Source organism: Peribacillus sp. NPDC101480, assembly GCF_050277335.1.
Taxonomy (GTDB): Bacteria; Bacillota; Bacilli; order Bacillales; family DSM-1321; genus Peribacillus.
Genome location: NZ_JBNNSB010000004.1, coordinates 392,936 through 414,777, shown reverse-complemented (window position 1 = coordinate 414,777; position 21,842 = coordinate 392,936). Strand labels below are relative to the sequence as shown.

21 protein-coding genes are annotated in these 21,842 nt (G+C 43.2%); all 21 read right to left on the bottom strand.

Going from position 1 to position 21,842, the window contains the following annotated elements; all coding sequences use genetic code 11:
* Positions 1-26 precede the first annotated feature (26 nt).
* On the bottom strand, positions 27-662 hold the full coding sequence (gene pyrE, locus ACQKMF_RS16340) for an orotate phosphoribosyltransferase (protein ID WP_101224604.1): 636 nt from the start codon (positions 660-662) through the stop codon (positions 27-29).
* Positions 656-1,372, bottom strand: a complete 717-nt coding sequence (gene pyrF / locus ACQKMF_RS16335; RefSeq protein WP_402941759.1) for an orotidine-5'-phosphate decarboxylase — start codon at positions 1,370-1,372, stop codon at positions 656-658. Before pyrF ends, pyrE begins: the two co-directional genes overlap by 7 nt.
* Positions 1,344-2,285: a dihydroorotate dehydrogenase gene (locus tag ACQKMF_RS16330; protein ID WP_101224602.1), complete on the bottom strand. Its 942-nt coding sequence runs from the start codon at positions 2,283-2,285 to the stop codon at positions 1,344-1,346. Before ACQKMF_RS16330 ends, pyrF begins: the two co-directional genes overlap by 29 nt.
* Positions 2,282-3,061: a dihydroorotate dehydrogenase electron transfer subunit gene (locus ACQKMF_RS16325; protein WP_101224601.1), complete on the bottom strand. Its 780-nt coding sequence runs from the start codon at positions 3,059-3,061 to the stop codon at positions 2,282-2,284. The genes ACQKMF_RS16330 and ACQKMF_RS16325 overlap by 4 nt, the downstream gene beginning before the upstream one ends.
* Positions 3,058-6,264, bottom strand: a complete 3,207-nt coding sequence (gene carB / locus ACQKMF_RS16320) for a carbamoyl-phosphate synthase large subunit (protein ID WP_402941756.1) — start codon at positions 6,262-6,264, stop codon at positions 3,058-3,060. Before carB ends, ACQKMF_RS16325 begins: the two co-directional genes overlap by 4 nt.
* Positions 6,243-7,349, bottom strand: coding sequence for a carbamoyl phosphate synthase small subunit (locus tag ACQKMF_RS16315; protein ID WP_101224599.1), 1,107 nt, complete (start codon positions 7,347-7,349; stop codon positions 6,243-6,245). Before ACQKMF_RS16315 ends, carB begins: the two co-directional genes overlap by 22 nt.
* Positions 7,346-8,632 carry a dihydroorotase gene (locus ACQKMF_RS16310; protein ID WP_260357044.1) on the bottom strand — a complete coding sequence of 429 codons (1,287 nt, stop codon included), beginning with the start codon at positions 8,630-8,632 and terminating at the stop codon, positions 7,346-7,348. Before ACQKMF_RS16310 ends, ACQKMF_RS16315 begins: the two co-directional genes overlap by 4 nt.
* Positions 8,595-9,530, bottom strand: a complete 936-nt coding sequence (locus ACQKMF_RS16305; RefSeq protein WP_427574055.1) for an aspartate carbamoyltransferase catalytic subunit — start codon at positions 9,528-9,530, stop codon at positions 8,595-8,597. Before ACQKMF_RS16305 ends, ACQKMF_RS16310 begins: the two co-directional genes overlap by 38 nt.
* 194 nt (positions 9,531-9,724) lie before the next feature.
* Positions 9,725-11,014, bottom strand: a complete 1,290-nt coding sequence (locus ACQKMF_RS16300; protein ID WP_101224597.1) for a solute carrier family 23 protein — start codon at positions 11,012-11,014, stop codon at positions 9,725-9,727.
* Positions 11,015-11,191: 177 nt separating this feature from the next.
* Positions 11,192-11,734 carry a bifunctional pyr operon transcriptional regulator/uracil phosphoribosyltransferase PyrR gene (gene pyrR, locus ACQKMF_RS16295; protein WP_230177693.1) on the bottom strand — a complete coding sequence of 181 codons (543 nt, stop codon included), beginning with the start codon at positions 11,732-11,734 and terminating at the stop codon, positions 11,192-11,194.
* 196 nt (positions 11,735-11,930) lie between these two features.
* Positions 11,931-12,848 carry an RluA family pseudouridine synthase gene (locus ACQKMF_RS16290; protein WP_402941751.1) on the bottom strand — a complete coding sequence of 306 codons (918 nt, stop codon included), beginning with the start codon at positions 12,846-12,848 and terminating at the stop codon, positions 11,931-11,933.
* The gene (gene lspA / locus ACQKMF_RS16285) at positions 12,841-13,311 is read right to left on the bottom strand and encodes a signal peptidase II (protein WP_101224594.1); all 471 of its coding nucleotides are present in this window, start codon (positions 13,309-13,311) and stop codon (positions 12,841-12,843) included. Before lspA ends, ACQKMF_RS16290 begins: the two co-directional genes overlap by 8 nt.
* 195 nt (positions 13,312-13,506) lie before the next feature.
* Positions 13,507-16,275: an isoleucine--tRNA ligase gene (gene ileS, locus ACQKMF_RS16280; RefSeq protein ID WP_427574175.1), complete on the bottom strand. Its 2,769-nt coding sequence runs from the start codon at positions 16,273-16,275 to the stop codon at positions 13,507-13,509.
* A gap of 394 nt (positions 16,276-16,669) precedes the next feature.
* The gene (locus ACQKMF_RS16275) at positions 16,670-17,185 is read right to left on the bottom strand and encodes a DivIVA domain-containing protein (RefSeq protein ID WP_034313857.1); all 516 of its coding nucleotides are present in this window, start codon (positions 17,183-17,185) and stop codon (positions 16,670-16,672) included.
* 85 nt (positions 17,186-17,270) lie between these two features.
* Positions 17,271-18,044 (bottom strand): RNA-binding protein, encoded by a 774-nt coding sequence (locus tag ACQKMF_RS16270; RefSeq protein WP_427574052.1) that lies wholly within the window; start codon positions 18,042-18,044, stop codon positions 17,271-17,273.
* A 134-nt stretch (positions 18,045-18,178) separates the two neighbouring features.
* Positions 18,179-18,445 (bottom strand): YggT family protein, encoded by a 267-nt coding sequence (locus ACQKMF_RS16265; protein ID WP_101224591.1) that lies wholly within the window; start codon positions 18,443-18,445, stop codon positions 18,179-18,181.
* A gap of 6 nt (positions 18,446-18,451) precedes the next feature.
* Positions 18,452-18,916 carry a cell division protein SepF gene (locus tag ACQKMF_RS16260; protein WP_057278438.1) on the bottom strand — a complete coding sequence of 155 codons (465 nt, stop codon included), beginning with the start codon at positions 18,914-18,916 and terminating at the stop codon, positions 18,452-18,454.
* A 21-nt stretch (positions 18,917-18,937) separates the two neighbouring features.
* Positions 18,938-19,609 carry a YggS family pyridoxal phosphate-dependent enzyme gene (locus ACQKMF_RS16255; protein ID WP_427574051.1) on the bottom strand — a complete coding sequence of 224 codons (672 nt, stop codon included), beginning with the start codon at positions 19,607-19,609 and terminating at the stop codon, positions 18,938-18,940.
* Between the two features lie 2 nt (positions 19,610-19,611).
* Positions 19,612-20,439, bottom strand: coding sequence for a peptidoglycan editing factor PgeF (gene pgeF / locus ACQKMF_RS16250; RefSeq protein WP_427574049.1), 828 nt, complete (start codon positions 20,437-20,439; stop codon positions 19,612-19,614).
* 54 nt (positions 20,440-20,493) lie between these two features.
* Positions 20,494-20,763, bottom strand: coding sequence for a YlmC/YmxH family sporulation protein (locus tag ACQKMF_RS16245; protein WP_230158217.1), 270 nt, complete (start codon positions 20,761-20,763; stop codon positions 20,494-20,496).
* Between the two features lie 220 nt (positions 20,764-20,983).
* On the bottom strand, positions 20,984-21,763 hold the full coding sequence (gene sigG / locus ACQKMF_RS16240) for an RNA polymerase sporulation sigma factor SigG (RefSeq protein ID WP_034313871.1): 780 nt from the start codon (positions 21,761-21,763) through the stop codon (positions 20,984-20,986).
* Between the last annotated feature and the right edge of the window lie 79 nt (positions 21,764-21,842).

Sequence of the window (21,842 nt, the reverse complement as noted above, 5' to 3'; positions counted from 1 at the left end):
CCTCCGTGATTGGGTCAACTCTATTTTCATGCTGAAATCCAAGCTGTATCAGCCGGATTCTCGCGCCATTTTTTTAGCTTTTCCAATTCATCTGCCGTGATGTACCCTTTTTCATTAGCGACTTTTATCAAAGTCGAGTAGTCACTCAACGAATGGTTAATAATGCCCTCAGCATCGAATTTTTCTTTTCCCTTTTCCAATTCATAAGTAAAGATCGAAACGACTCCTAGAACATCACAGCCTGCTTCCTTCAGCGCGTTAACAGCAGTTATTACACTTCCGCCGGTTGAAATCAAGTCTTCCACAACCACCACTTTTTGTCCTGGAACAGCACGGCCTTCGATTTGATTGCCCTTTCCGTGCTCCTTGGCTTTGGATCGAACATAGCACATCGGTGCATTTAATTTTTCACTTACCCAAGCTGCATGCGGAATGCCGGCAGTTGCTGTTCCTGCAATTAGTTCAGCCTCAGGGAAGTGCTGTTCAATCAATCCCTTCAATCCTTCCGCTATTTCATTACGAACCTCTGGGTACGAAAGGGTTAAACGGTTGTCACAATAAATGGGTGATTGAATTCCAGATGCCCAAGTAAATGGGTCATTCGGCTGTAGGTACACTGCTTTTATTTCCAAAAGATGTTCAGCTATCTTATTATTTAACATGATATTCCCTCCCAAGCTGCTTTCATATCCAAATACGCCCTTAATGGATCTTCCGCTCCCGTTATGGCTCTTCCTACAACGATGGCATCCGCTCCAAATTCCCTAGCCTGTTCAGGCGTGGCAATTCTCTTTTGATCATGCGTCTGTCCTCCTGCATTTCGGATTCCAGGTGTGACCGTTAAAAATTCATGACCGATGCGTTCATGTATGGTCTTTACTTCATGGGTGGAACAGACGACTCCATCCAACCCTGCCTGTTTAGTAAGTTTTGCATAATGGAGGACCGAATCCTCCAGAGATCCGGCAATGTTTTGCTCAATATTCATTTGTTCTTGTGACGTGCTCGTCAGTTGGGTAACCCCTATGCATAATGGACGCTTTTTACCAGCGGACGTTCCCTTATCCAGGCCTTCGATGGCTGCTTCCATCATTTTTTGGCCACCCGCCGCATGTACATTGACCATGTCGGCACCTAAAGTTGCCAATCCTGTCATGGCCATTTTGACCGTATTTGGAATATCATGAAGCTTCAAGTCCAAAAACACATCGTGACCTTGCTCTTTTACGAAAGAGATTATTGATGGTCCATTCTGATAAAATAATTCCATCCCCACTTTTACAGCCAGTTTTTCCGAGTGGAACTGTTTTAGGAATTTCTCCGTTTGAATGAAGTCAGGGAAATCAAGAGCGATAATTAGTGACTGTTTCATTCTGCTTCCAGCTCCTTCCGGTACATTCTGAAATATGGTCAAATCCCAGCTCATCCAACAATTTCGGCAATTCTTCAATGATGGTCGGGCAAACAAAGGGATCCACGAAGTTCGCGGTTCCTACCGCAACAGCACTGGCACCCGCATAGAAAAATTCAATGACGTCTTCCGCTGTAGCGATGCCGCCCATTCCGATTATTGGAATCGACACTTGCTGGCTTACCTCATAAATCATCCGGAGCGCAACTGGTTTTATTGCAGGACCAGATAAACCTCCCGTTCTGTTCGATAGAATCGGTTTACCAGTCTTTAAATCCAACCGCATGCCGACTAATGTATTTATCATTGTCAGCCCGTCGGCCCCGCCTTCTTCTACAGCTTTGGCCATTTCCACAATATCACTGACATTCGGTGAAAGCTTCACATATACAGGAACGGAAGATACTTCCTTGACCGCCTTTGTTACCTCTTTGGCAACTTCCGGTACCGTACCGAAAGCTATGCCTCCTTCTTTTACATTCGGACAAGAGATATTCAATTCAAGTGCTTTTACATTCCCTACCTTGCTTATTTCCCTGGCAACCTTTACATAGTCAGCTATTTGAGAACCTGCAACGTTGGCGATGATGGGAACATCATACCCACCTAGCCAGGCCAGTTCTTCACTAATGACCTTTTCTAAACCTGGATTCTGCAGACCGATGGCGTTCAGCATTCCCGAAGAGGTTTCCGCAACACGCGGAGTAGGGTTACCGAACCTCGGCTCAGGAGTGGTCGCTTTGATCATGATCGCCCCAAGAATATCCAAGTCGAAAAATTGACTGTATTCACGGCCAAATCCAAAGCATCCAGATGCTGGCATGACTGGGTTTTTCAAATGTAATCCTGGTAATTCAACTGAAAGCCTGCTCATAGTACCACCTCTCCTGCCCGGAACACGGGTCCATCGCTGCATACCTTTTTATAACTGAAACCAGTTGGATCATCCCCTGTATGACACACGCAGGCAAAGCATGCACCGATGCCGCAGCCCATCCTTTCCTCAAGGGACAGGTAAAGCTTTTTCTCACGATAGCCCGCTTCCAAAGCTCTTAACATTGGTGTAGGCCCGCAGGAAAAGATTGTTGCAAACTCTTGCTCAAGGTTGTCTATTACAGTCGTAACAAATCCTTTTGTCCCATATGAACCATCCACCGTGGCTATATGGGTATCACCTAATTCACTGAATTCTTTTTCGTAAAAGATGGCGGACTTGGTCTGGAAGCCCAATACATGGATTACATTTACACCTTTCGCAACCAACATCTGTGATAGTTGATACAGGGGCGGGACACCAATCCCGCCGCCAACCAATAATGCCGTTTCTCCCTTTTTGGCCTCATGAACGGGAAATCCGTTGCCAAGCGGTCCAAGAATATCGACCGCTTCCGCCTCTTTACGCTGTGATAACAGCGTCGTCCCTTTCCCTTCAGCCCGGTATATCATCGTGAACTGTTTTTCACTGCTGTTGTAAGAAGAAATTGAAATCGGGCGTCTTAACAATGGCTCAGTGCCTTCTGTTGTCTTGACTTGGACAAACTGGCCTGGTTGCTTCATCTCTGAAACCAATTCACCTTGCAAGGTAAGTTCAAAGATGGATGGGGCCAGCTCCTTATGATTTAACACCTTCATTCTTTCCTTCTTGATCATATATAGCTCACCTCACGACTTTTTTCCGTTTTTCCCATTGCTTCTGCCGAGAAGGTCATGGATTCTATCACTCTTAAAATAGCTTCTGCCGTATCAAGTGATGTTAAGCATGTCACTCCATTTTCAACCGATTCACGTCGGATTCTGAAACCATCCCGGGCCGGCTGCTTGCCTTTTGTCAAAGTATTTATGACAAATTGCGCTTCCCCGTTCCGGATAACATCCAGCAGGTTTGTACCTTCTTCGCCAATTTTACCGACAATCGCAGTCGGGATGCCCGATTGCTGCAATAGGGCCGCAGTTCCGCTGGTGGCTATCAGCTTGAATCCGATATTATGGAAACGTCTTGCTAAAAGTAACGCTTCTTGCTTATCTTTGTCCGATATCGTCAATAACACCGAACCATGCCCCTTAATTTTGAAGCCGGAAGCGACCAACCCTTTATATAAAGCCTTTTCGAGGGTGCTATCTTTCCCCATTACTTCACCAGTCGATTTCATTTCAGGTCCGAGAGAAATGTCCACGCCTCTTAATTTTGCAAAAGAGAAGACCGGCACTTTCACAAAGACCCCAGTTTGTTCTGGCACTAACCCAGATCTGTAACCTTGGCTTTCTAGTGTGTGGCCCAAGATGACCTTCGTGGCTAAGTTAGCCATCGGCACATTCGTAATTTTACTTAAGAATGGAACGGTCCTGCTCGAACGTGGATTTACTTCAATTACATACACTTCTTCATTGCTGATGACATATTGAATGTTCAAGAGACCAATTATATTCAAGCCTTTTGCCAATCGGGTCGTATAGTCGATGATTACTTCTTTTTGTTTTTCCGTTAAATTTTGCGGCGGATAAACTGCAATCGAATCACCTGAATGGACGCCGGCACGTTCGATATGCTCCATGATCCCAGGGATAACCACCGTTTCACCATCGGAAATACCATCGACTTCTATTTCCTTACCCGTTAAGTAGCGGTCTATCAGGACAGGATGATCCGGATTTATTTTCACGGCATTTTTCATGTAATGCAGCAATTCTTCTTGTTTATAGACGATTTCCATCGCTCTTCCTCCGAGAACATACGATGGTCTTACTAAAACAGGGTAACCAATATCTTCAGCGATGACGATCGCTTCATCAACCGATGTTGCGGTTTTACCCTTTGGCTGAGGAATGCCTAAATCCTTCAGTGCTTTTTCAAATTTATTGCGATTTTCCGCCCTATCCAGGTCTTCAAGTGAAGTACCAAGGATTTTCACTCCTCTTTCAACAAGACCATCTGCAAGGTTGATTGCTGTCTGTCCGCCAAACTGGACGATGACGCCTTCCGGTTTTTCCAAATCGATGACATGCATGACATCTTCAATAGTCAATGGTTCGAAATAAAGTTTGTCGGAGATACTGAAATCCGTCGAAACTGTTTCTGGATTGTTGTTGATGATGATTGCTTCATATCCAGCTTCTTTAATGGCCCATACCGAATGTACGGTCGCATAATCAAACTCTACTCCTTGCCCGATCCGAATTGGACCTGATCCCAGGACAATGACACTTTTCTTGTCGGTCACGATGGATTCATTCTCATCTTCATATGTCCCATAAAAATACGGTGTTTCCGATTCGAATTCGGCAGCACATGTATCAACCATTTTGTAAACAGGGATGATTCCTTGCTGTTTCCGGTACTCATAAACGTCAATTTCGGGAACTTCCCATATTTCCGCGATCGTTTTGTCAGAAAATCCTAGTTTTTTAGCCTTTTGCAATACTTCACAATCAAATGAATGTTCTTTAAGCTGCTTTTCAAAGTCGATTATCTTTTTCAACTTATGCAAGAAGAATAAATCGATCTGGCTCCATTCGTGGATGGTTTCGATCGTTTTGCCCCTTCTTAAAGCTTCACCGATATAGAATAACCGTTCATCTCCGGCTTTTCGGATCCGTTTCTCTATTTTTCCATCCTCAAACTCGTCATTCAAGTTAAGATGGTATATACCCGCTTCAAGGGAACGGACAGCTTTTAAGATGGATTCCTCGAATGTACGGCCGATTGCCATGACTTCTCCGGTCGCTTTCATTTGGGTCCCGAGTCTACGGTTGGCGCTTTCGAACTTATCGAAAGGCCAGCGCGGAATTTTCGTAACGACATAGTCCAGTGCCGGTTCAAAGCTGGCATAGGTTTTGCCAGTGACAGGGTTCATCATTTCATCAAGTGTCAAACCAACGGCTATCTTTGCTGCCAGCTTTGCAATTGGATACCCAGTCGCTTTTGAAGCAAGTGCCGAAGAACGGCTGACCCTTGGGTTCACTTCAATGACATAATATTGATAGCTGTTTGGATCTAGCGCAAGCTGAACATTACATCCACCTTCAATTTTCAAAGCGCGGATAATCTTCAAAGAAGTATTCCGAAGCATTTGATACTCTCTGTCACTTAATGTTTGGCTTGGTGCCGCAACTATTGAATCTCCTGTATGGACACCGACAGGATCGAAGTTTTCCATATTACAAACGACTATTGCATTATCATTGGAATCACGCATCACTTCATATTCCACTTCTTTGAAACCGGCAATGCTCTTCTCAAGCAAACATTGGTGAACCGGGCTGCTTTTCAGGCCACCCTCAACGATCTCGATAAGCTGCTCTTCGTTATCACAAATCCCACCGCCTGTTCCGCCAAGCGTGAAGGCTGGACGAACAATGACCGGATAGCCGACTCGTTCAACGAATGTATAGGCTTCTTCCAAGTTATGAATAATGTCGCTGTCAGGCACTGGTTCCCCAAGATCGTTCATTAGCGTACGGAAAAGGTCACGGTCTTCCGCTTGTTGGATAGCCGAAAGTTTGGTACCAAGAATCTGTACATTGCATTCTTCCAGGATTCCTGATTCGGCAAGCTCAACGGCCATGTTCAAGCCAGTCTGTCCGCCCAAGGTAGGTAACAGTGCATCCGGGCGCTCTTTACGAATGATTTTGCTGACAAATTCCAATGTGATCGGTTCAATATAAACCGCGTCAGCCATTTCAGTGTCTGTCATGATTGTAGCAGGGTTAGAGTTAATCAGGATCACTCGATAACCTTCTTCTTTTAAGGCTATACACGCTTGGGTTCCTGCATAATCGAACTCGGCGGCCTGTCCGATGACGATCGGACCGGAACCAATTACTAGGATGCTTTTTATATCAGTGCGTTTTGGCATGTTTTTTCCCCCTTGTTGGTTGCAGCTTCAATCATTTGTAAGAATTCATTGAATAAGTAGTTGGCATCTTCCGGACCTGGTGATGCTTCCGGGTGATATTGCACGGTGAAAGCCGGATACTTTTTATGGCGCAGTCCTTCAATCGTATCGTCATTCAATGCTGTATGTGTCACAATAAGATCTGTACTTTCTATGGAAAGCTCTTCAACTGTATATCCATGATTTTGAGATGTGATGGATACTTTTCCGGTACGAAGGTCCCTGACCGGATGATTCGAACCTCGATGGCCGAATTTTAATTTTGCTGTATCCGCTCCGTTTGCAAGTGCGAATAATTGATGTCCTAAACAGATTCCGAATAACGGCACTTGCGTTTGGATTGTCCGGATCATTTCGAGCGTCTCATGAACACTTTTCGGATCTCCAGGACCGTTTGAAAGCATCACGCCATCCGGATGATATTGCATCACTTCTTCGGCCGTGACGTTATAAGGCACAACCACGACATCACAGCCGCGCTTCGTCAATTCACGTAAAATCCCATGCTTCATGCCGTAATCTACAAGAACTACCCGCGGGCCTCTGCCCGGGCTGGAATAAGGTGCTTTTGTTGAAACCTGTTTTACCTGATTAGAAGGAATCACCGTTGCTTTCAATTGGGAAACCACTTCATTTGCATCTTTATTGATATTGCAAAGTGCCCCTTTAAGTGCACCTGATTTCCTGATGATTCTTGTCAGCTTTCTCGTATCGATTCCGCTAATTCCAGGTATGTTCTTCATTTTCAAATATTCATCTAGTGATAATTGGTTTCGCCAGTTGGAAGGATGTTCTGCTGTTTCCTTAACGACGAATCCTGCTATGGCTGGATTTATGGATTCAAAGTCATCCCGGTTTATCCCGTAGTTCCCGATTAATGGATACGTAAGTGTAACGATTTGACCGCAATACGATGGATCGGATAGAATCTCTTGGTATCCCGTCATTCCTGTGTTAAAAACGACTTCACCTATTTTTTCTACGTCCCCTCCGAATGCTTCCCCAAGGAATACTGTCCCATCTTCTAAAATTAGCTGTCTTTTCATCCTTGAACACGTCCTTTTTCCCAAGCTATTTTTCCTTGTGCAATCGTCATGACTGGCCAGCCATAACATTTCTTTTCATTAAAAGGTGTATTTTTCCCTTTTGAAGCAAACTCTTCAGCATTGATTTCTTTTTCCGTTTCCAAATCGATGAGTACGATATCCGCAGTAGCACCTTCTTTTAGCTCTCCATAAGGAAGGGAGAAACTTTCAGATGGTTTGATTGTCATGAAATCGATCAATTGCTTTAATGTTATGATGCCCTTTTTAACCAATTCGGTGTAAAGCAGCGGGAAGGCGGTTTCCAATCCTACTATTCCGAAAGGAGCCAGCTGCATTCCCTGCGCCTTTTCCTCTGCCGTATGCGGGGCATGGTCTGTTGCTATGAAATCGATGGTTCCGTCAAGCAGTCCTTCAATCAACGCGTCCCGATCTTCACGGCCCCTTAATGGCGGGTTCATTTTATAATTCGTATCAAGTCCCGGTATATCATCTTCACACAATAATAAGTGATGCGGTGTAACTTCGGCTGTAACTCGAATACCTGCACGTTTTGCATCCCTTACCGTCCTTACCGATTCCTTAGTGGATATATGGCACACGTGATAATGGCAGTTAGCCGCTTCGGCAAGAAGGATATCCCGGGCGATATGTACCGCTTCACATGCCGACGGAATTCCATTGATTCCCTGTTCTTTTGAGAATCTTCCTTCATGGACGGAGCCTTTATTGATTAAGCTATTGTCTTCACAATGAGCTACTATGGCCATATCTTGAGCGGCTGCCCGTTTCATCGCTTCCAGCATCATCCCGGCTTCTTGAATTCCTACGCCGTCGTCCGTAAAGGCGAAAGCACCCGTTTGTTTTAATGAAGCAAAGTCGGTCAGCTCCTTGCCTGCTTCCCTTATCGTAATGGATGCATATGGGAGTACCCTGACATGAGCCGTTTCTTCAATCTTCCTGTTAAGCGCCTCAAGGTTCTCCACTGTATCAGGAACTGGCCTTGTATTCGGCATCGCCGCTACCGTAGTGAAACCGCCTCTTGCCGCTGCAAGCGTCCCGCTTGCGATCGTTTCTTTATGTTCACCGCCAGGTTCGCGTAAATGGACATGCAGGTCAACGAATCCTGATGTAATAAGTAACCCTTCAGCGTCAACTACCTTACAATTTTCCGTTGCCAGGTTTTCGCCGATTTTTGTGATGACCTTGCCTTCCATTTCAATGTCCGCTTTTTTGAATGAGTTTTGATTATCTAGCAATACTCCATTTTTGATTACTGTTTTCATGAGTGTTTCCCCCTTCGGATTGTTCAAGCACATTTTTTAATACGGCCATTCTAATGAACACGCCATTCTCCATTTGTTTAAAAATTCTTGAGCGGCTGCATTCGACTAAATCACTGTCTATTTCAACACCGCGGTTTATTGGTGCAGGATGCATGATGATCGCACCCGGTTTCATATTTTTTTCACGTTGTTTGGTCAGGCCGAAACTTTCCAGATAATCTCCATTTGCCTGATCGTATTTTTCAATATGCCTTTCATGCTGTATTCTGAGCAGCATGACCACATCCGAGGAAGCTACCGCATGGTCGATGTCCTCATACCTTCCTAAACTGTTTGTTCTGTCAAACCATTCAGGCGGGCCCGAAAATACGACATTCGCTCCTAAGCGGGTCAATGCTTCTGCATTCGATTTCGCAACCCGACTATGCCTCACATCACCAATTATGGCAATCTTCAGACCTTTGAAACTTTTAAACTCTTGTTTTATCGTCAATAGGTCCAGTAATGATTGGGTTGGATGATTTCCGCAGCCATCCCCTGCATTGATTATTGGAATCCCGATCTTCTCATTCAATTCGTCAAAATAATTATCCTGTTCATGACGGATGATCAAGGCATTTACACCTATTGCTTCTAGTGTTTTAACAGTGTCATATAAGGTTTCACCTTTTAACACGGAGGATGTACCCGCATCAAAAGGAATGACCTCAAGTCCCAATTTTCTTTCAGCCATTTCAAAGCTTGATTTCGTACGTGTACTTGGTTCAAAGAAGAGATTGGCAACTGTGGTCTGCTGCTTTGGATTCCAGCTAGATCCGTTGGCAAAACACTCTGCCTCATGTAAAATTCTTTCAATATCGGTTAAAGTCAATTCATTCATGGTCAATAATTTTTTCATCGATCCTGCTCCTTTCACATTTGTGATGCGGGGCATAAAAAACACCCCGCCATTAAGGACAGGGTGTAGGTCATAAAGAGTGTGAGGTCACGGAATGGTTTACACTTTATCCCGTTCTCATTCTTTACAGCAACACCCTTTTAAGCCTCTCTGGACTTCTTTTAAAAGGTGATTTATTGTTTTGGTGCTGTATCTTATTTTTCAAATATATCTCCGGATATTTTTTCACGGTCCGGAAGAATCAAGTTAAGAAGGATTCCGACGATGGCTGAAAGTGCCATTCCGGAAAGCGATACCGTTTCCGATAGTTGTACGAACGCTCCTCCGATTCCTAACACCAGGATGACTGAAGCTATCATCAGGTTTCTTTTCTTGTCAAAATCGACCTTATTATCAATCAGCATCCTTAATCCGCTTGATGCGATGATACCGAAGAGCAATATGGAAATGCCGCCCATAACCGCGCTGGGTATCGAGCTGATCACTGCTGAAATCTTACCGTTAAAGCCAAAGATGATTGCTGTTAATGCTGCCCCGCCGATGATATACACACTGTACGCCTTTGTCATCGTCAGGACCCCAATATTTTCACCATATGATGTCAGCGGAGGACCACCGATGAAGGAACCAATCATGATTCCTGCTCCATCTCCTAAAATCGAGCGATGCAAGCCGGGCTTTTCCAAAAAGTTTCTGCCGACTACTTTGCTCAGAACCATTTGGTGACCAATATGTTCTGATAAAGTTACGATGGCGACGGGTACCATGATGGCAATGACCTCCCATGAGAAGGTTGGTGTATAGGTTACATATGGCAACATGAAGTCAGGCATTTCCCACCATTGTGCTGACTTGATCGGTTCATAATCTATTATTCCTGCAACAGCCGAACAGGCGTAGCCCACTATGATTCCCATTAAAATCGGGATCAAGTTAATGAATCCTTTAAAGAACACGTTACAGATGATGGTTACCGCTAAAGTGATCAGCGCTATAACTATATATGTGACGCTGTATTTATCTTGCGGATCATACATTGCCATGTCCACGGCCGTTCCGGCAAGGCTTAATCCGATTACGATGATGACCGGGCCCACCACAACCGGAGGAAGTATATTCATTAACCAGCGCAATCCGACTTTTTGGATAATCAATGCTACTATCCCATATATGAACCCTGCTGCAAAACAGCCGATCATGGCCGCCTCCGGACCACCTAATGCCTTTGCCGCGATAATCGGCGTAATGAAAGCGAAAGATGACCCGAGATAAGCTGGTATCTGACCTTTGGTTATCAATAAGTATGAAAGTGTGCCCAACCCGCTTGAAACCAGCGCTACCGCTGGGCTTAACCCTACCAAGAATGGCACCAGCACCGTTGCACCGAACATGGCGAACAAATGCTGGATGCTTAACGTAATCCATTGGCCAGCCTTTGGAACGTCCTCAACATCCAGTACGATGTCTCTTTTCGTTTCTTCCATTTCCGTATCCCCCTCATGAAAATCCCATCAAAACTGCAAAAACCCTCTTTGCAGGTATACAAAGAGGGTTTCTCAGAAGGCGAATGCCTATGCTTAGGCATAGCTCTCCCGATTGACTCCCCTTTGCCAGCCTCTCTGGACTGTCTTTAAAAGGGTAATATGAAATTTTCATGTTGTTTAGTTTTCTAATATAGTAACTTGATCTATTTCATCTACTTCTGTTAATGTAACGGTAATTTTTTCAGATTGGGAAGTCGGAACGTTTTTGCCGACGAAATCCGCTCGAATCGGCAATTCCCTATGTCCCCTATCCACTAATACGGCAAGCTGGATCTGCGAAGGTCTTCCCAAATCCACCAGAGCATCCATTGCCGCTCTAACGGTTCTGCCTGTGAAAAGAACATCATCCACTAAAATCACTTTCTTGTCAGTGATATTGACCGGAATGTCTGAACCTTTTACGATGGGTTCCCCATCATTGGTCTTTTTCGAAAGGTCATCGCGATAAAGCGTAATATCCAGTTCACCCAGTTCTATTTCCTTGCCTTCTATTTGATTGATGCGCTTTGCAAGTCGGTCAGCGAGGAAAATCCCGCGTGTACGTATCCCGATTAAGACGCAATCTTCTATACCCTTATTTTTCTCAATAATTTCATGGGCAATTCTCGTCAAGGCTCTGCTAATGGCCTTCTCATCAAGTACTATGGCTTTCTCATTCAACACGTCGGCCACCCCGATTCCATTTTTCTGATAGGTCAATTTCAACAAAAAATCCTCATGCCAAGAAGGCATGAGGATTTTATCGCCATGGGCATAATTATCCCATTTTGCGTATCCGTTTCCTTCTCAGTCTCTCTGAACTGTGTTAAAGGTTCTTATTAAGTTGTTATTATAATATATCAGAAAAACGAATTTGTCAATCCTTACTTCTACGCAATTGATTAATTAGATTTTCTAACTCTTCCGGAATCGGAGCTTCGAATTCCATATACTCATTTGTACGAGGGTGAATGAAACCTAGAAGTCCGGCGTGCAATGCTTGTCCATCTAATTTCAGGGTCTTTTTCGGACCATATTTAGGATCACCCGCTAGCGGGAAGCCAATGTATTTCATGTGAACACGAATTTGATGTGTCCTTCCTGTTTCAAGCTGGCATTCCACTAAAGTGAAATCCTTGAAGCGTTCGATGACCCGGAAATGCGTGACAGCATTTTTGGCATTCGAATCTGTGACAGTCATGCTTTGGCGATCTTTTTTATCGCGGCCGATCGGAGCATCGATCGTTCCGAAGTCATGTGGGATCACACCATGAACTACAGCTTGATACTTACGGGTAACCGTTTTGTCCACAAGCTGCTGTACCAGTTTTTCATGTGCCATATCATTTTTGGCAACCATCAATAGACCTGAAGTATCTTTATCGATTCGATGGACGATTCCAGGCCGCATGACACCGTTGATTCCAGAAAGGTCCTTGCAGTGTGCCATCAATCCATTTACAAGCGTACCGGATACATGACCAGGTGCAGGATGGACGACCATACCGCTCGGTTTATTTACCACAAGTACATCTGCATCTTCATAATAGATATCCAAATCCATTTCCTCTGCTACCGCATCCAATTCCTCAAGTTCAGGAATCGTCACTTCGATTGTATCGCCAGGAACAGCTTTGTAATTCGTCTTTATCGCCGTGCCATTTACCAAAACATGATCATCCTTAATCCATTGCTGGACCTGAGTACGTGACCATTCCTCATTCAAAGTGGAAAGAGCCTTATCAATCCTGACTCCTTTTAGTGTTTCATCGATGCTGTATAACCTTTTATCCATTATCTTTCTCCTTAGCGTTTTTTTCTTCTAAAAACATATGAATCACGAGCAGTCCGACACCAATTGAAAGCGCAGCATCAGCAACATTAAATACCGGGAAACTGTAGCTGAAAATATAGGTATGAACGAAATCCACCACTTCCTGACGAACAACACGATCGATGAAATTACCAATCGCACCGCCTAGCATGAGAGCAAGTGCAGCTCCAAGCAAAACGCTTTCCTTCGCCATTTTCTGAATATAATAGACAAGTCCAATAATGACAGCGATGGTGATGATGTAGAAAAACCACATTTGACCTTGTAGAATTCCCCATGCTGCCCCACGATTACGATGCGAGGTGATATATAGAAGGTTTTCAATAATTTCAATGCTTTCTCCGTACTCCATTTTTTTCACAATCATCCATTTTGTCAGCTGATCGAGAGCTATGACCAAAAGGGCAATCAAATAATAAAACACATTTTTTCCCCCAAACTAATCAAATCTTCACTTTTGAATTGTAGCATAAACTAGAAATAATGACTAATCCGAAAAGCAGAATCTGCTGTCGGTACCTGAAGAATATAGGGCAGATTGAATAAAGGCAATTCCCTATTGAGGTTAAACACAAAAAAGCCGGTCCCTTCATGAAGGGACCGGCTTTCCTTTTTTGAATTATTGATTCACGAAATGCTCTTTCACGACTGTAGCACAACGCGGGCAAAGTGTCGGATGTTCTTCCACTTGACCTACTTCCTTCGAAACATTCCAGCAACGTTCACACGTTCCACCTTCTGCTTTTGTAACAAGGATCGCTATATCCTCAAGTTTAACCGCTTCTGCCGGGGCACTTGCCACATCACCAGCGATTTCGAATTCGGATACGATGAATAGCTGTTCAAAGCTTTCCTTGATGCCATCAAGCAGATTCTTCGTTTCTTCATTAACATAGACCATCACTTTAGCGTTCAGTGATTTTCCGATGACCTTCTGGTTACGGGCTTCTTCTAATGCTTTAAGTACATTATCACGGACATCCATGAACGCCGTCCATTTTTCTTCAATGACTTCAGCATCATCAATTGAAATTTCTTCAGGCATCAATGTCAGCTGTACACTTTCTTCCGTTACACCCGGAATGAACGCCCATACTTCATCAGCTGTATGCGAAAGGATCGGTGACACCAATTTCGTTAAGCTGACCAATGATTCGTAAAGGACCGTTTGAATAGCCAAACGCTCTTTACCATTTGGTGCTTCACAATAAAGAATGTCTTTTGCATAATCAAGGTAGAATGAACTTAAATCCTGTGTACAGAAATTATTGACCATATTATAAATTGTAGCAAACTCATAATTTTCATAACTTAACTTCGACTGTTTGATCAGTTTATTCAATTTAACCAGCATGTATCGATCGACTTCAGGCAATTCTTGAACTGCCACTTTATCGGTTTTTGGATTGAATCCATCCAAGTTCCCTAACAGGAAGCGGAATGTATTACGGATTTTACGATAAACTTCCGAAACTTGTTTTAAAATAGGATCGGAAACCCTGACATCCGATTGGTAATCCACCGAAGCTACCCAAAGGCGTAAGATATCTGCTCCAAGTTGGTTCATGACCTTTGATGGCAGCACAACGTTCCCAATTGACTTACTCATTTTACGGCCTTCTCCATCCAATGCGAACCCGTGGCTAAGTACACCTTTATATGGCGCTTTGCCTGTAACCGCAACACTTGTTGAAAGTGATGAGTTAAACCAGCCGCGATATTGATCGGAACCTTCTAAATAAAGGTCAGCAGGACGCTGCAAGTCATCTCTTTCTTCAAGTACCGCTTGATGGGAAGAACCGGAATCGAACCATACGTCCATGATATCCGTTTCTTTCGTGAAAATACCATTCGGGCTGCCTTCATGTGTATAGCCTTCAGGCAGAAGTTCTTTCGCTTCACGCTCAAACCAGATGTTTGAACCGTGTTCGCGGAATAGGTTTGAAATATGGTCGATGGTTTCATCCGTAATGATCGGCTCGCCATTTTCTGCATAAAACACTGGAATTGGCACGCCCCAAGCGCGTTGGCGGGAAATACACCAATCCCCGCGGTCACGAACCATATTGAATAGGCGCGTTTCGCCCCAAGCCGGTACCCATTTGGTTTCTTCAATCGCTTCCAGAAGCTCACTGCGGAAGTCTTTGATTGAAGCGAACCATTGTGCTGTTGCACGGAAGATCGTCGGCTTCTTCGTCCGCCAGTCATGTGGGTAAGAGTGCGTAATGAACGTCAAGTTCAATAACGCGCCTGCTTCAGTTAATTTTTCGGTAATTGGTTTATTCGCTTGATCATAAAATAATCCGGCAAATTCCCCTGCCTCTTCCGTCATGACTCCTTTTTCATCTACAGGACAAAGTACGTCCAAGCCATATTTTTGCCCAATGATAAAGTCATCTTCACCATGGCCAGGCGCCGTATGAACACAGCCCGTTCCAGCTTCAGTCGTTACGTGCTCACCTAACATCACTAAAGATTCGCGGTCATAAAGAGGATGTTTGGCAACAGCGCGGTCCAACTCGCTACCTTTTACCGTTTTTTCGATAGACGGGTTTTCCCAGCCTAATGTTTCCGTTACCGATTCAAGCAGTGCCTCAGCAAGTAAGAATTTTTCATTTTCGACAGCCACTACTACGTAATTTAATTGCGGATGCAATGAGATACCAAGATTGGCAGGAATCGTCCATGGAGTTGTCGTCCAGATGATGATTTTGACGCCTTCATCGATTACACCTTTGCCATCTGTGACTTCAAAAGCAACATAGATCGACGCAGAGCGTTTGTCTTGATATTCAATTTCAGCTTCGGCTAGCGCTGATTCACTTGAAGGGGACCAGTAAACAGGTTTTTTCCCTTTATAAATGTAGCCCTTTTTCGCCATTTCACCGAATACCTTGATTTGCTGCGCTTCATATTCAGGCTTTAATGTGATATAAGGATTATCCCAATCACCACGGACCCCTATTCTCTTAAACTGCTCACGTTGATTGTCAATCTGACCATAAGCATACTCTTCACAAAGCTTTCTGAATTCGGCAACGCTCATCTCTTTCCGTTTCACGCCTTTTTTTGTCAATGCCGTTTCGATTGGAAGACCATGCGTATCCCAGCCAGGTACATATGGTGCTTGAAAACCGCTCATCGATTTAAATCGGACAATGAAATCCTTTAAAACCTTATTCATTGCATGGCCCATATGGATATCGCCATTGGCATATGGAGGTCCATCATGCAAAATGAATAAAGGACGTCCTTCCGTTTGTTCTTGCACTTTTTTATAGATGTTCATTTCTTTCCATTTTTCTTGGATTTCCGGTTCACGTTTCGGTAAATTCCCCCGCATTGGAAATTCAGTTTTAGGCATCAATAAGGTATCTTTGTATTCCATCATAAAATCCTCCATCCGTCTTTTAAAAAAATTCATTCGAACCGATGACTTGATATCCGGCCAAAATAAAAAGCCCTCTCATCCCTGAAAAAGGGACGAGAAAGCTTTGCTTCCCGCGGTACCACCCTGGCTAGAAAGATCCACATAGTGAATCCAACCTCTCGAGCATTCGTAACGTGAATGAAACGCTTCATTTACTTGCTGCCTAGGCAGTTTCAACTCAGAACTCAAGGGTGATCTTCAATATCTTCGCTTATTCCGGGCTTTCACCATCCCCGGTTCGCTAAAAATAAGTGTGTGAAGAATTTACTTTCCCTGTCATCGTCTAATTTCATAATGAATAGTATTGTTAAAAAATTATATGCGAAAAAAGTGTTCAAAGTCAAGGAATCGTTTAAATTTCCTCTTCCACTCTCTCATTTAATTCTATTTCAGTCGCATCCACTTCATAATCCAGAAGATGATCCCAATCGTCATTATCCAGCAAATCCAGCTGTGCACCGACAAGCATTTTGAAACGTGTCCGGAATACTTTGGATTGCTTTTTCAAATCCTCAATATCCATCGCTATTTTCCTTGCTTTCACTAGTGACTCATTGACGATCCTGTCAGCATTTTTCTCTGCTTCCTTTATGATCAGTTTCGCTTCTTTTTGGGCATTGCGCCTTAATTCTTCGGCTGCTTCCTGAGCGACAATAATCGACTTGTTAAGTGTACCCTCAATTGTCGTAAAATGTCCCAAACGATCAAAAGTCTCGTTCAGTTTATCTTCAAGTTCTTTCTTCTCCCTCAAAATCAGTTCATAATCTTTAATGACCTGGTCGAGAAATTCATTTACTTCATCTTCATCATACCCACGAAATACTTTGTTAAATTCCTTGTTATGTATATCTATCGGGGTTAAGGGCATTACGGCACCTCCAGAACGGTTTCTACTCTAGTATGTTAAAACTCTATATTCGACAATAAATTTATAAATCCTGCTTTTTATTGAATTATTTTTGTCTGCCTAACGAGATTCTCCACTTATCCTTCTTGGTTTTCCCATCGATTGAAGCTATTTTACACCTGCCAAAACCTCTGATGGAAAGTGTGTCACCTTCACGGCATTCTTCCGAAACGTTTTCCGTCTGCTTGAAATTCACCTTTACTTTTCCTGACGTTATCAAGGCCTGCGTCTTTTGACGGGACATATTCAGGACGGACGATAGCACACTGTCAAGTCTAAGGGAACTGACGGTGGTTACTTGCTCTTCCCACTTTTCCTTAACTTGAACGATATTCTCGATTGGAAGCCGTTTGATGGAAACGGAAGCTTTACCTATTTTCTCAAGATTTCCAGTGAGATATGAATCCATCTCTTCGGCAGCTATAAATTGAATATGCTCCTCCGTCACTATTATATCACCAAATTTTTCACGCTTTACCCCAAGTGACATCAAGGTTCCAAGTATTTGCCTATGTTCAAGCGTTACAAATTTTTTTGGATAGGAGATATCGTATAAGGAGATATTGAAATCCGATGGATCAGGAGAGTAATAATCAGGATAAATAAGCACACGTTTTCGCTCTACGAAATCGCTTCCGCCATTGAATTGCAGTTTCACATCCGGATCATTCCCAATTAAGGAAGTAAGGATTTCCTGCTGACGCGGATCAAGAAAATCAGATAGTTTCGGAGCGTAGGAATTTTTAACCTGATCAATCCAATTCATAGCCTGGTCAATAAAATCTTTTTCCTCCGGCCTGAAATGCTGATAAATACTCATGATTGAATAAATGCTCCTTAGTTATCAAATTAATGGTCGACCATAAGGAATGAATTAAATTCATTCTGCGTTGCTACTACACAGCGGAGGATTTTCCGACTGTGTAGTAAGATGCATGTCAGGTTAATTGTCGATCATCCTATCAAAGTCTGTAAGTAATAGATCCCATAACCGCTGGCAAAATTAAGAACCAGCAAGGCCACAAGTGGTGAAAGATCGATCATGCCAAGCGTCGGAATGAACTTTCTGAACGGTTCTAAATATGGTTCGCAAATCTTTTCCAGAAATTGACCAATCGACGTCTCCCTTGCATTGGGGAACCATGACATCAATATGTAAACGATTAATGCCATTGAATAAATTTCAATTAAATAATATAAACCCTGAAGCACTAAACCCATTAACCATTACCACCTCGCTTCTTCGTACTCCTCTTCGGCGGCGAAGCCGGTAATATTACCGGAAACATCGACGTTGTCCGGGGTACATAAGAATATATCTGTTCCGATTTTTTGGATATCCCCGCTGATTGCATAGACAGTCCCACTTAGAAAATCGATGATTCGCTTTCCTTGGTCATGCTGGATTCGTTGAAGGTTCACGACTACAGCACGCCTGTTTTTTAAATGGTCAGCTACCTCCTGGGCTTCTGCATAAGCACGAGGCTCCAATAATACTACTTTAGAAGATTTCTGTACGCTTTGCAAACTTACGATATTCTGATTTGTATTATTCCCTGCAGAAGCTGACTGCTGCTGTTTAGCTGACTTCACGACTTTTGGTTCAGCCTCCTCTTCTTCCACTACTTCTTCCCTGTACTCATACTCATCATCCAGCGCGAAATAAGATTTAAATTTTGATACGAACGACATCTATTGCGTACCTCCTTAAAATTATTCGCCTACAAGTGCTGTACCAATCCTGATCATTGTAGCGCCTTCTTCAATGGCAATCATGAAATCATTGGACATTCCCATGGACAATTCAGTGCAGGGGGCATGCTTCAACGCTAAATTTTGTATTTCAACCTGGATGCCCTTCAGTTTCCGGAAGCATTCCCGCAAAACCTGTTCATCATCGGTCAATGGAGCCATCGTCATCAATCCTGCAACATTCACCTTATCAAAGTCGGATAACCCTTTTATGAAATCCATTGTCGCGTCAGGATCCAGACCATGTTTTGATTCCTCACCAGAAACATTCACCTGCACTAAACAGTTTATCGGCTCTTTTGCGCGCTTTTGAATTTCTTCTGCCAAAGAAATGCGATCCAATGAATGGATATACGAGATTTTATCGATGACATTCTTTACTTTGCGTGTTTGCATGGAACCAATATAATGCCAGGTGGGCTTGTCCTTGAGCACTTCATATTTAGTCAAAAGCCCTTCGTCACGGTTTTCACCCAAATCGAGTATTCCCGCTTCCAAAGCTTCATTCGCTCTCTCGACCGAAACATATTTCGTTACTGCGATCAACTTTATCGCTTCGCGGTCCCTTCCACTATTTTCACATGCTCTATTTATTTTTTCTTCGATGTTTTTTAAATTGTCCACTACTTTCACTATTACTCTAAATCCTCCTTCCAACCGATAAAGCTCATCAATCTGCCTGTCTTCCCGTTATCACGGCGATGTGAAAAAAACAATTCATGATCACAGCTTGTACAGTATGATGTAACGTCGATCTGACTTTTTGGAATTCCTAATTTTTGAAGAATCAATGCATTAAGTTGCTTAAGGTCTAACTGATATTGTCCTTCACTGATTAAATTATAGGGCTTTTCGTCAATATCTACCAGCAAATTCTGCACTAAATCCATGACATAATCATCAACTACATAGCATTTCGAACAAATCGACGGTCCAATAACAGCAAATATCTCACTTGCTTTTATACCCTCACTAAGCCAAGCCTCAACCATTTTTCGTGCAATTCCATTAACGGTACCCTTCCAGCCAGCATGTGCCACCCCAATCATACCATGCGCCGGAGCAAGAAAGTATAAGGGCACGCAGTCTGCATAGCATAGGGTCAATAGAGCGTTTTGGTCCTTCGTATAGAAGCCGTCAGTCGCTTTAAAGGCAGAATCATAATCCATAGCACCTCTCCCGCCATCACGGCTGGTAACTTGACGGATTTTCGTTTCATGTGTCTGCTCGGCACCTACCCATTCATTAAGCGGAAACATCAGCTTATCGGCTATGATCCTGCGGTTTCCCTGGACATCTTCAAGTTTATCACCGACATGAAAACCGGTATTCAATGTTTGAAAATCGCCTGTACTGACTCCCCCATTTTTTGTGGTGAAGCCCGCTACGAGCTGGAGATTTTTTTGTCTCCAGCTGTCAATGAGCATATATTGATCTTTTATTAAAACAAATGGCTCTTTCATGCTATAAACCTCTTTATTTTTAGTCTAGTGTATCATATATTTGCGCCATGCACCTTAAAACCGTTCATCTTTCAGTTCTGCTTGAAATACCGTCTGATGTTCAACAAGTATGACATCTGCACCGATTTTTTTTATTTTGCGCCACGGAATCACAATATCCTGATCCTTGCCAAAAAAACCCATCAATCTGGTTCCATTCGAAACGACGATGGCCTCTATTTTCCCCGTGGCCGTATTGATTTCAAGATCTGACATATTACCTAATTTCTTACCATCCGCTATATTGACGATATCCTTAATTTGAAATTCGGAAATCCTGGTCACATCACTCAGCTCCTCAAAATTTCATCATAGATGAAGGTCCTATTCCTATGTATATGACATGATGCGCTCAAGGATGAAGAATACGATAAATAAACGTCCATTCGATTCACGGAAGGGCTTTTCTACAAAATAAAAAAGCCGCTATGGATAAGTAGCTGATAAGCGGGTATCGACATTTTTGCCCTACCCGCTTCAGCTAACTACTTCTCATGCTCAGCTTCTACTGTTGGATATTTTTATTCATTTGCTTGATTGCCGCTTTTTCCAATCGGGAGACCTGTGCTTGTGAAATGCCGATTTCCTCGGCTACCTCCATTTGCGTCTTCCCTTGGAAAAACCGTTTACGAAGGATCATTTTTTCCCGGTCATTCAACCGTCTCATGCCTTCATTTATAGCTATTTCATCAATCCAGGTACTATCTTTATTTTTTTCATCACTCAGTTGGTCGAGTACATAAATCGGATCCCCGCCATCATTATAAATCGGTTCAAAAAGTGAAACTGGATCTTGTATAGCATCTAGTGCAAAAACAATTTCTTCATGAGGTACTTCCAACACCTTGGCGATTTCTTCAGCTGTCGGCTCACGAAGGGTCTGGCTTATGAGCTTCTCTTTTACCTGCAAAGCTTTGTAAGCGATGTCTCTTAAAGAACGGGATACCCGAATTGGATTATTGTCACGAAGATATCTTCTGATTTCTCCAATAATCATCGGTACAGCATACGTTGAAAACTTAACATTTTGACCTAGGTCAAAGTTATCTATCGACTTCATCAACCCTATACAGCCTACCTGAAATAGATCATCTACATACTCTCCCCGATTGTTGAAGCGTTGAATGACGCTTAGAACGAGTCGAAGATTCCCGTTTACCAGTTTCTCTCTTGCTGAAATATCGCCATCTTGCAGTTCTTTAAAGAGTTTTCTCATTTCTTCATTCTTTAAAACCGGTAATTTTGATGTATCCACACCGCAGATTTCAACCTTATTACGAGACAAAATTATTCCCTCCTCACAGGAGCGCTGTACAAAAAACAGTATCTCCGCGGGAGGAAAAAATATGCACATGGCTAGAATA

What these genes read in the sequence shown, in the direction of transcription:
- pgeF (WP_427574049.1), bottom strand. Translation starts at nt 20,439, where the DNA reads ATGAAAGAGCCATTTGTTTTAATAAAAGATCAATATATGCTCATTGAC.
- ACQKMF_RS16270 (WP_427574052.1), bottom strand. Translation starts at nt 18,044, where the DNA reads ATGAGTATTTATCAGCATTTCAGGCCGGAGGAAAAAGATTTTATTGAC.
- ACQKMF_RS16290 (WP_402941751.1), bottom strand. Translation starts at nt 12,848, where the DNA reads ATGGATAAAAGGTTATACAGCATCGATGAAACACTAAAAGGAGTCAGG.
- carB (WP_402941756.1), bottom strand. Translation starts at nt 6,264, where the DNA reads ATGCCAAAACGCACTGATATAAAAAGCATCCTAGTAATTGGTTCCGGT.
- ACQKMF_RS16300 (WP_101224597.1), bottom strand. Translation starts at nt 11,014, where the DNA reads ATGGAAGAAACGAAAAGAGACATCGTACTGGATGTTGAGGACGTTCCA.
- ACQKMF_RS16310 (WP_260357044.1), bottom strand. Translation starts at nt 8,632, where the DNA reads ATGAAAACAGTAATCAAAAATGGAGTATTGCTAGATAATCAAAACTCA.
- ACQKMF_RS16325 (WP_101224601.1), bottom strand. Translation starts at nt 3,061, where the DNA reads ATGATCAAGAAGGAAAGAATGAAGGTGTTAAATCATAAGGAGCTGGCC.
- ACQKMF_RS16260 (WP_057278438.1), bottom strand. Translation starts at nt 18,916, where the DNA reads ATGTCGTTCGTATCAAAATTTAAATCTTATTTCGCGCTGGATGATGAG.
- ACQKMF_RS16265 (WP_101224591.1), bottom strand. Translation starts at nt 18,445, where the DNA reads ATGGGTTTAGTGCTTCAGGGTTTATATTATTTAATTGAAATTTATTCA.
- pyrF (WP_402941759.1), bottom strand. Translation starts at nt 1,372, where the DNA reads ATGAAACAGTCACTAATTATCGCTCTTGATTTCCCTGACTTCATTCAA.
- ileS (WP_427574175.1), bottom strand. Translation starts at nt 16,275, where the DNA reads ATGGAATACAAAGATACCTTATTGATGCCTAAAACTGAATTTCCAATG.
- ACQKMF_RS16315 (WP_101224599.1), bottom strand. Translation starts at nt 7,349, where the DNA reads ATGAAAAGACAGCTAATTTTAGAAGATGGGACAGTATTCCTTGGGGAA.
- ACQKMF_RS16275 (WP_034313857.1), bottom strand. Translation starts at nt 17,185, where the DNA reads ATGCCCTTAACCCCGATAGATATACATAACAAGGAATTTAACAAAGTA.
- ACQKMF_RS16305 (WP_427574055.1), bottom strand. Translation starts at nt 9,530, where the DNA reads ATGAAAAAATTATTGACCATGAATGAATTGACTTTAACCGATATTGAA.
- pyrE (WP_101224604.1), bottom strand. Translation starts at nt 662, where the DNA reads ATGTTAAATAATAAGATAGCTGAACATCTTTTGGAAATAAAAGCAGTG.
- ACQKMF_RS16330 (WP_101224602.1), bottom strand. Translation starts at nt 2,285, where the DNA reads ATGAGCAGGCTTTCAGTTGAATTACCAGGATTACATTTGAAAAACCCA.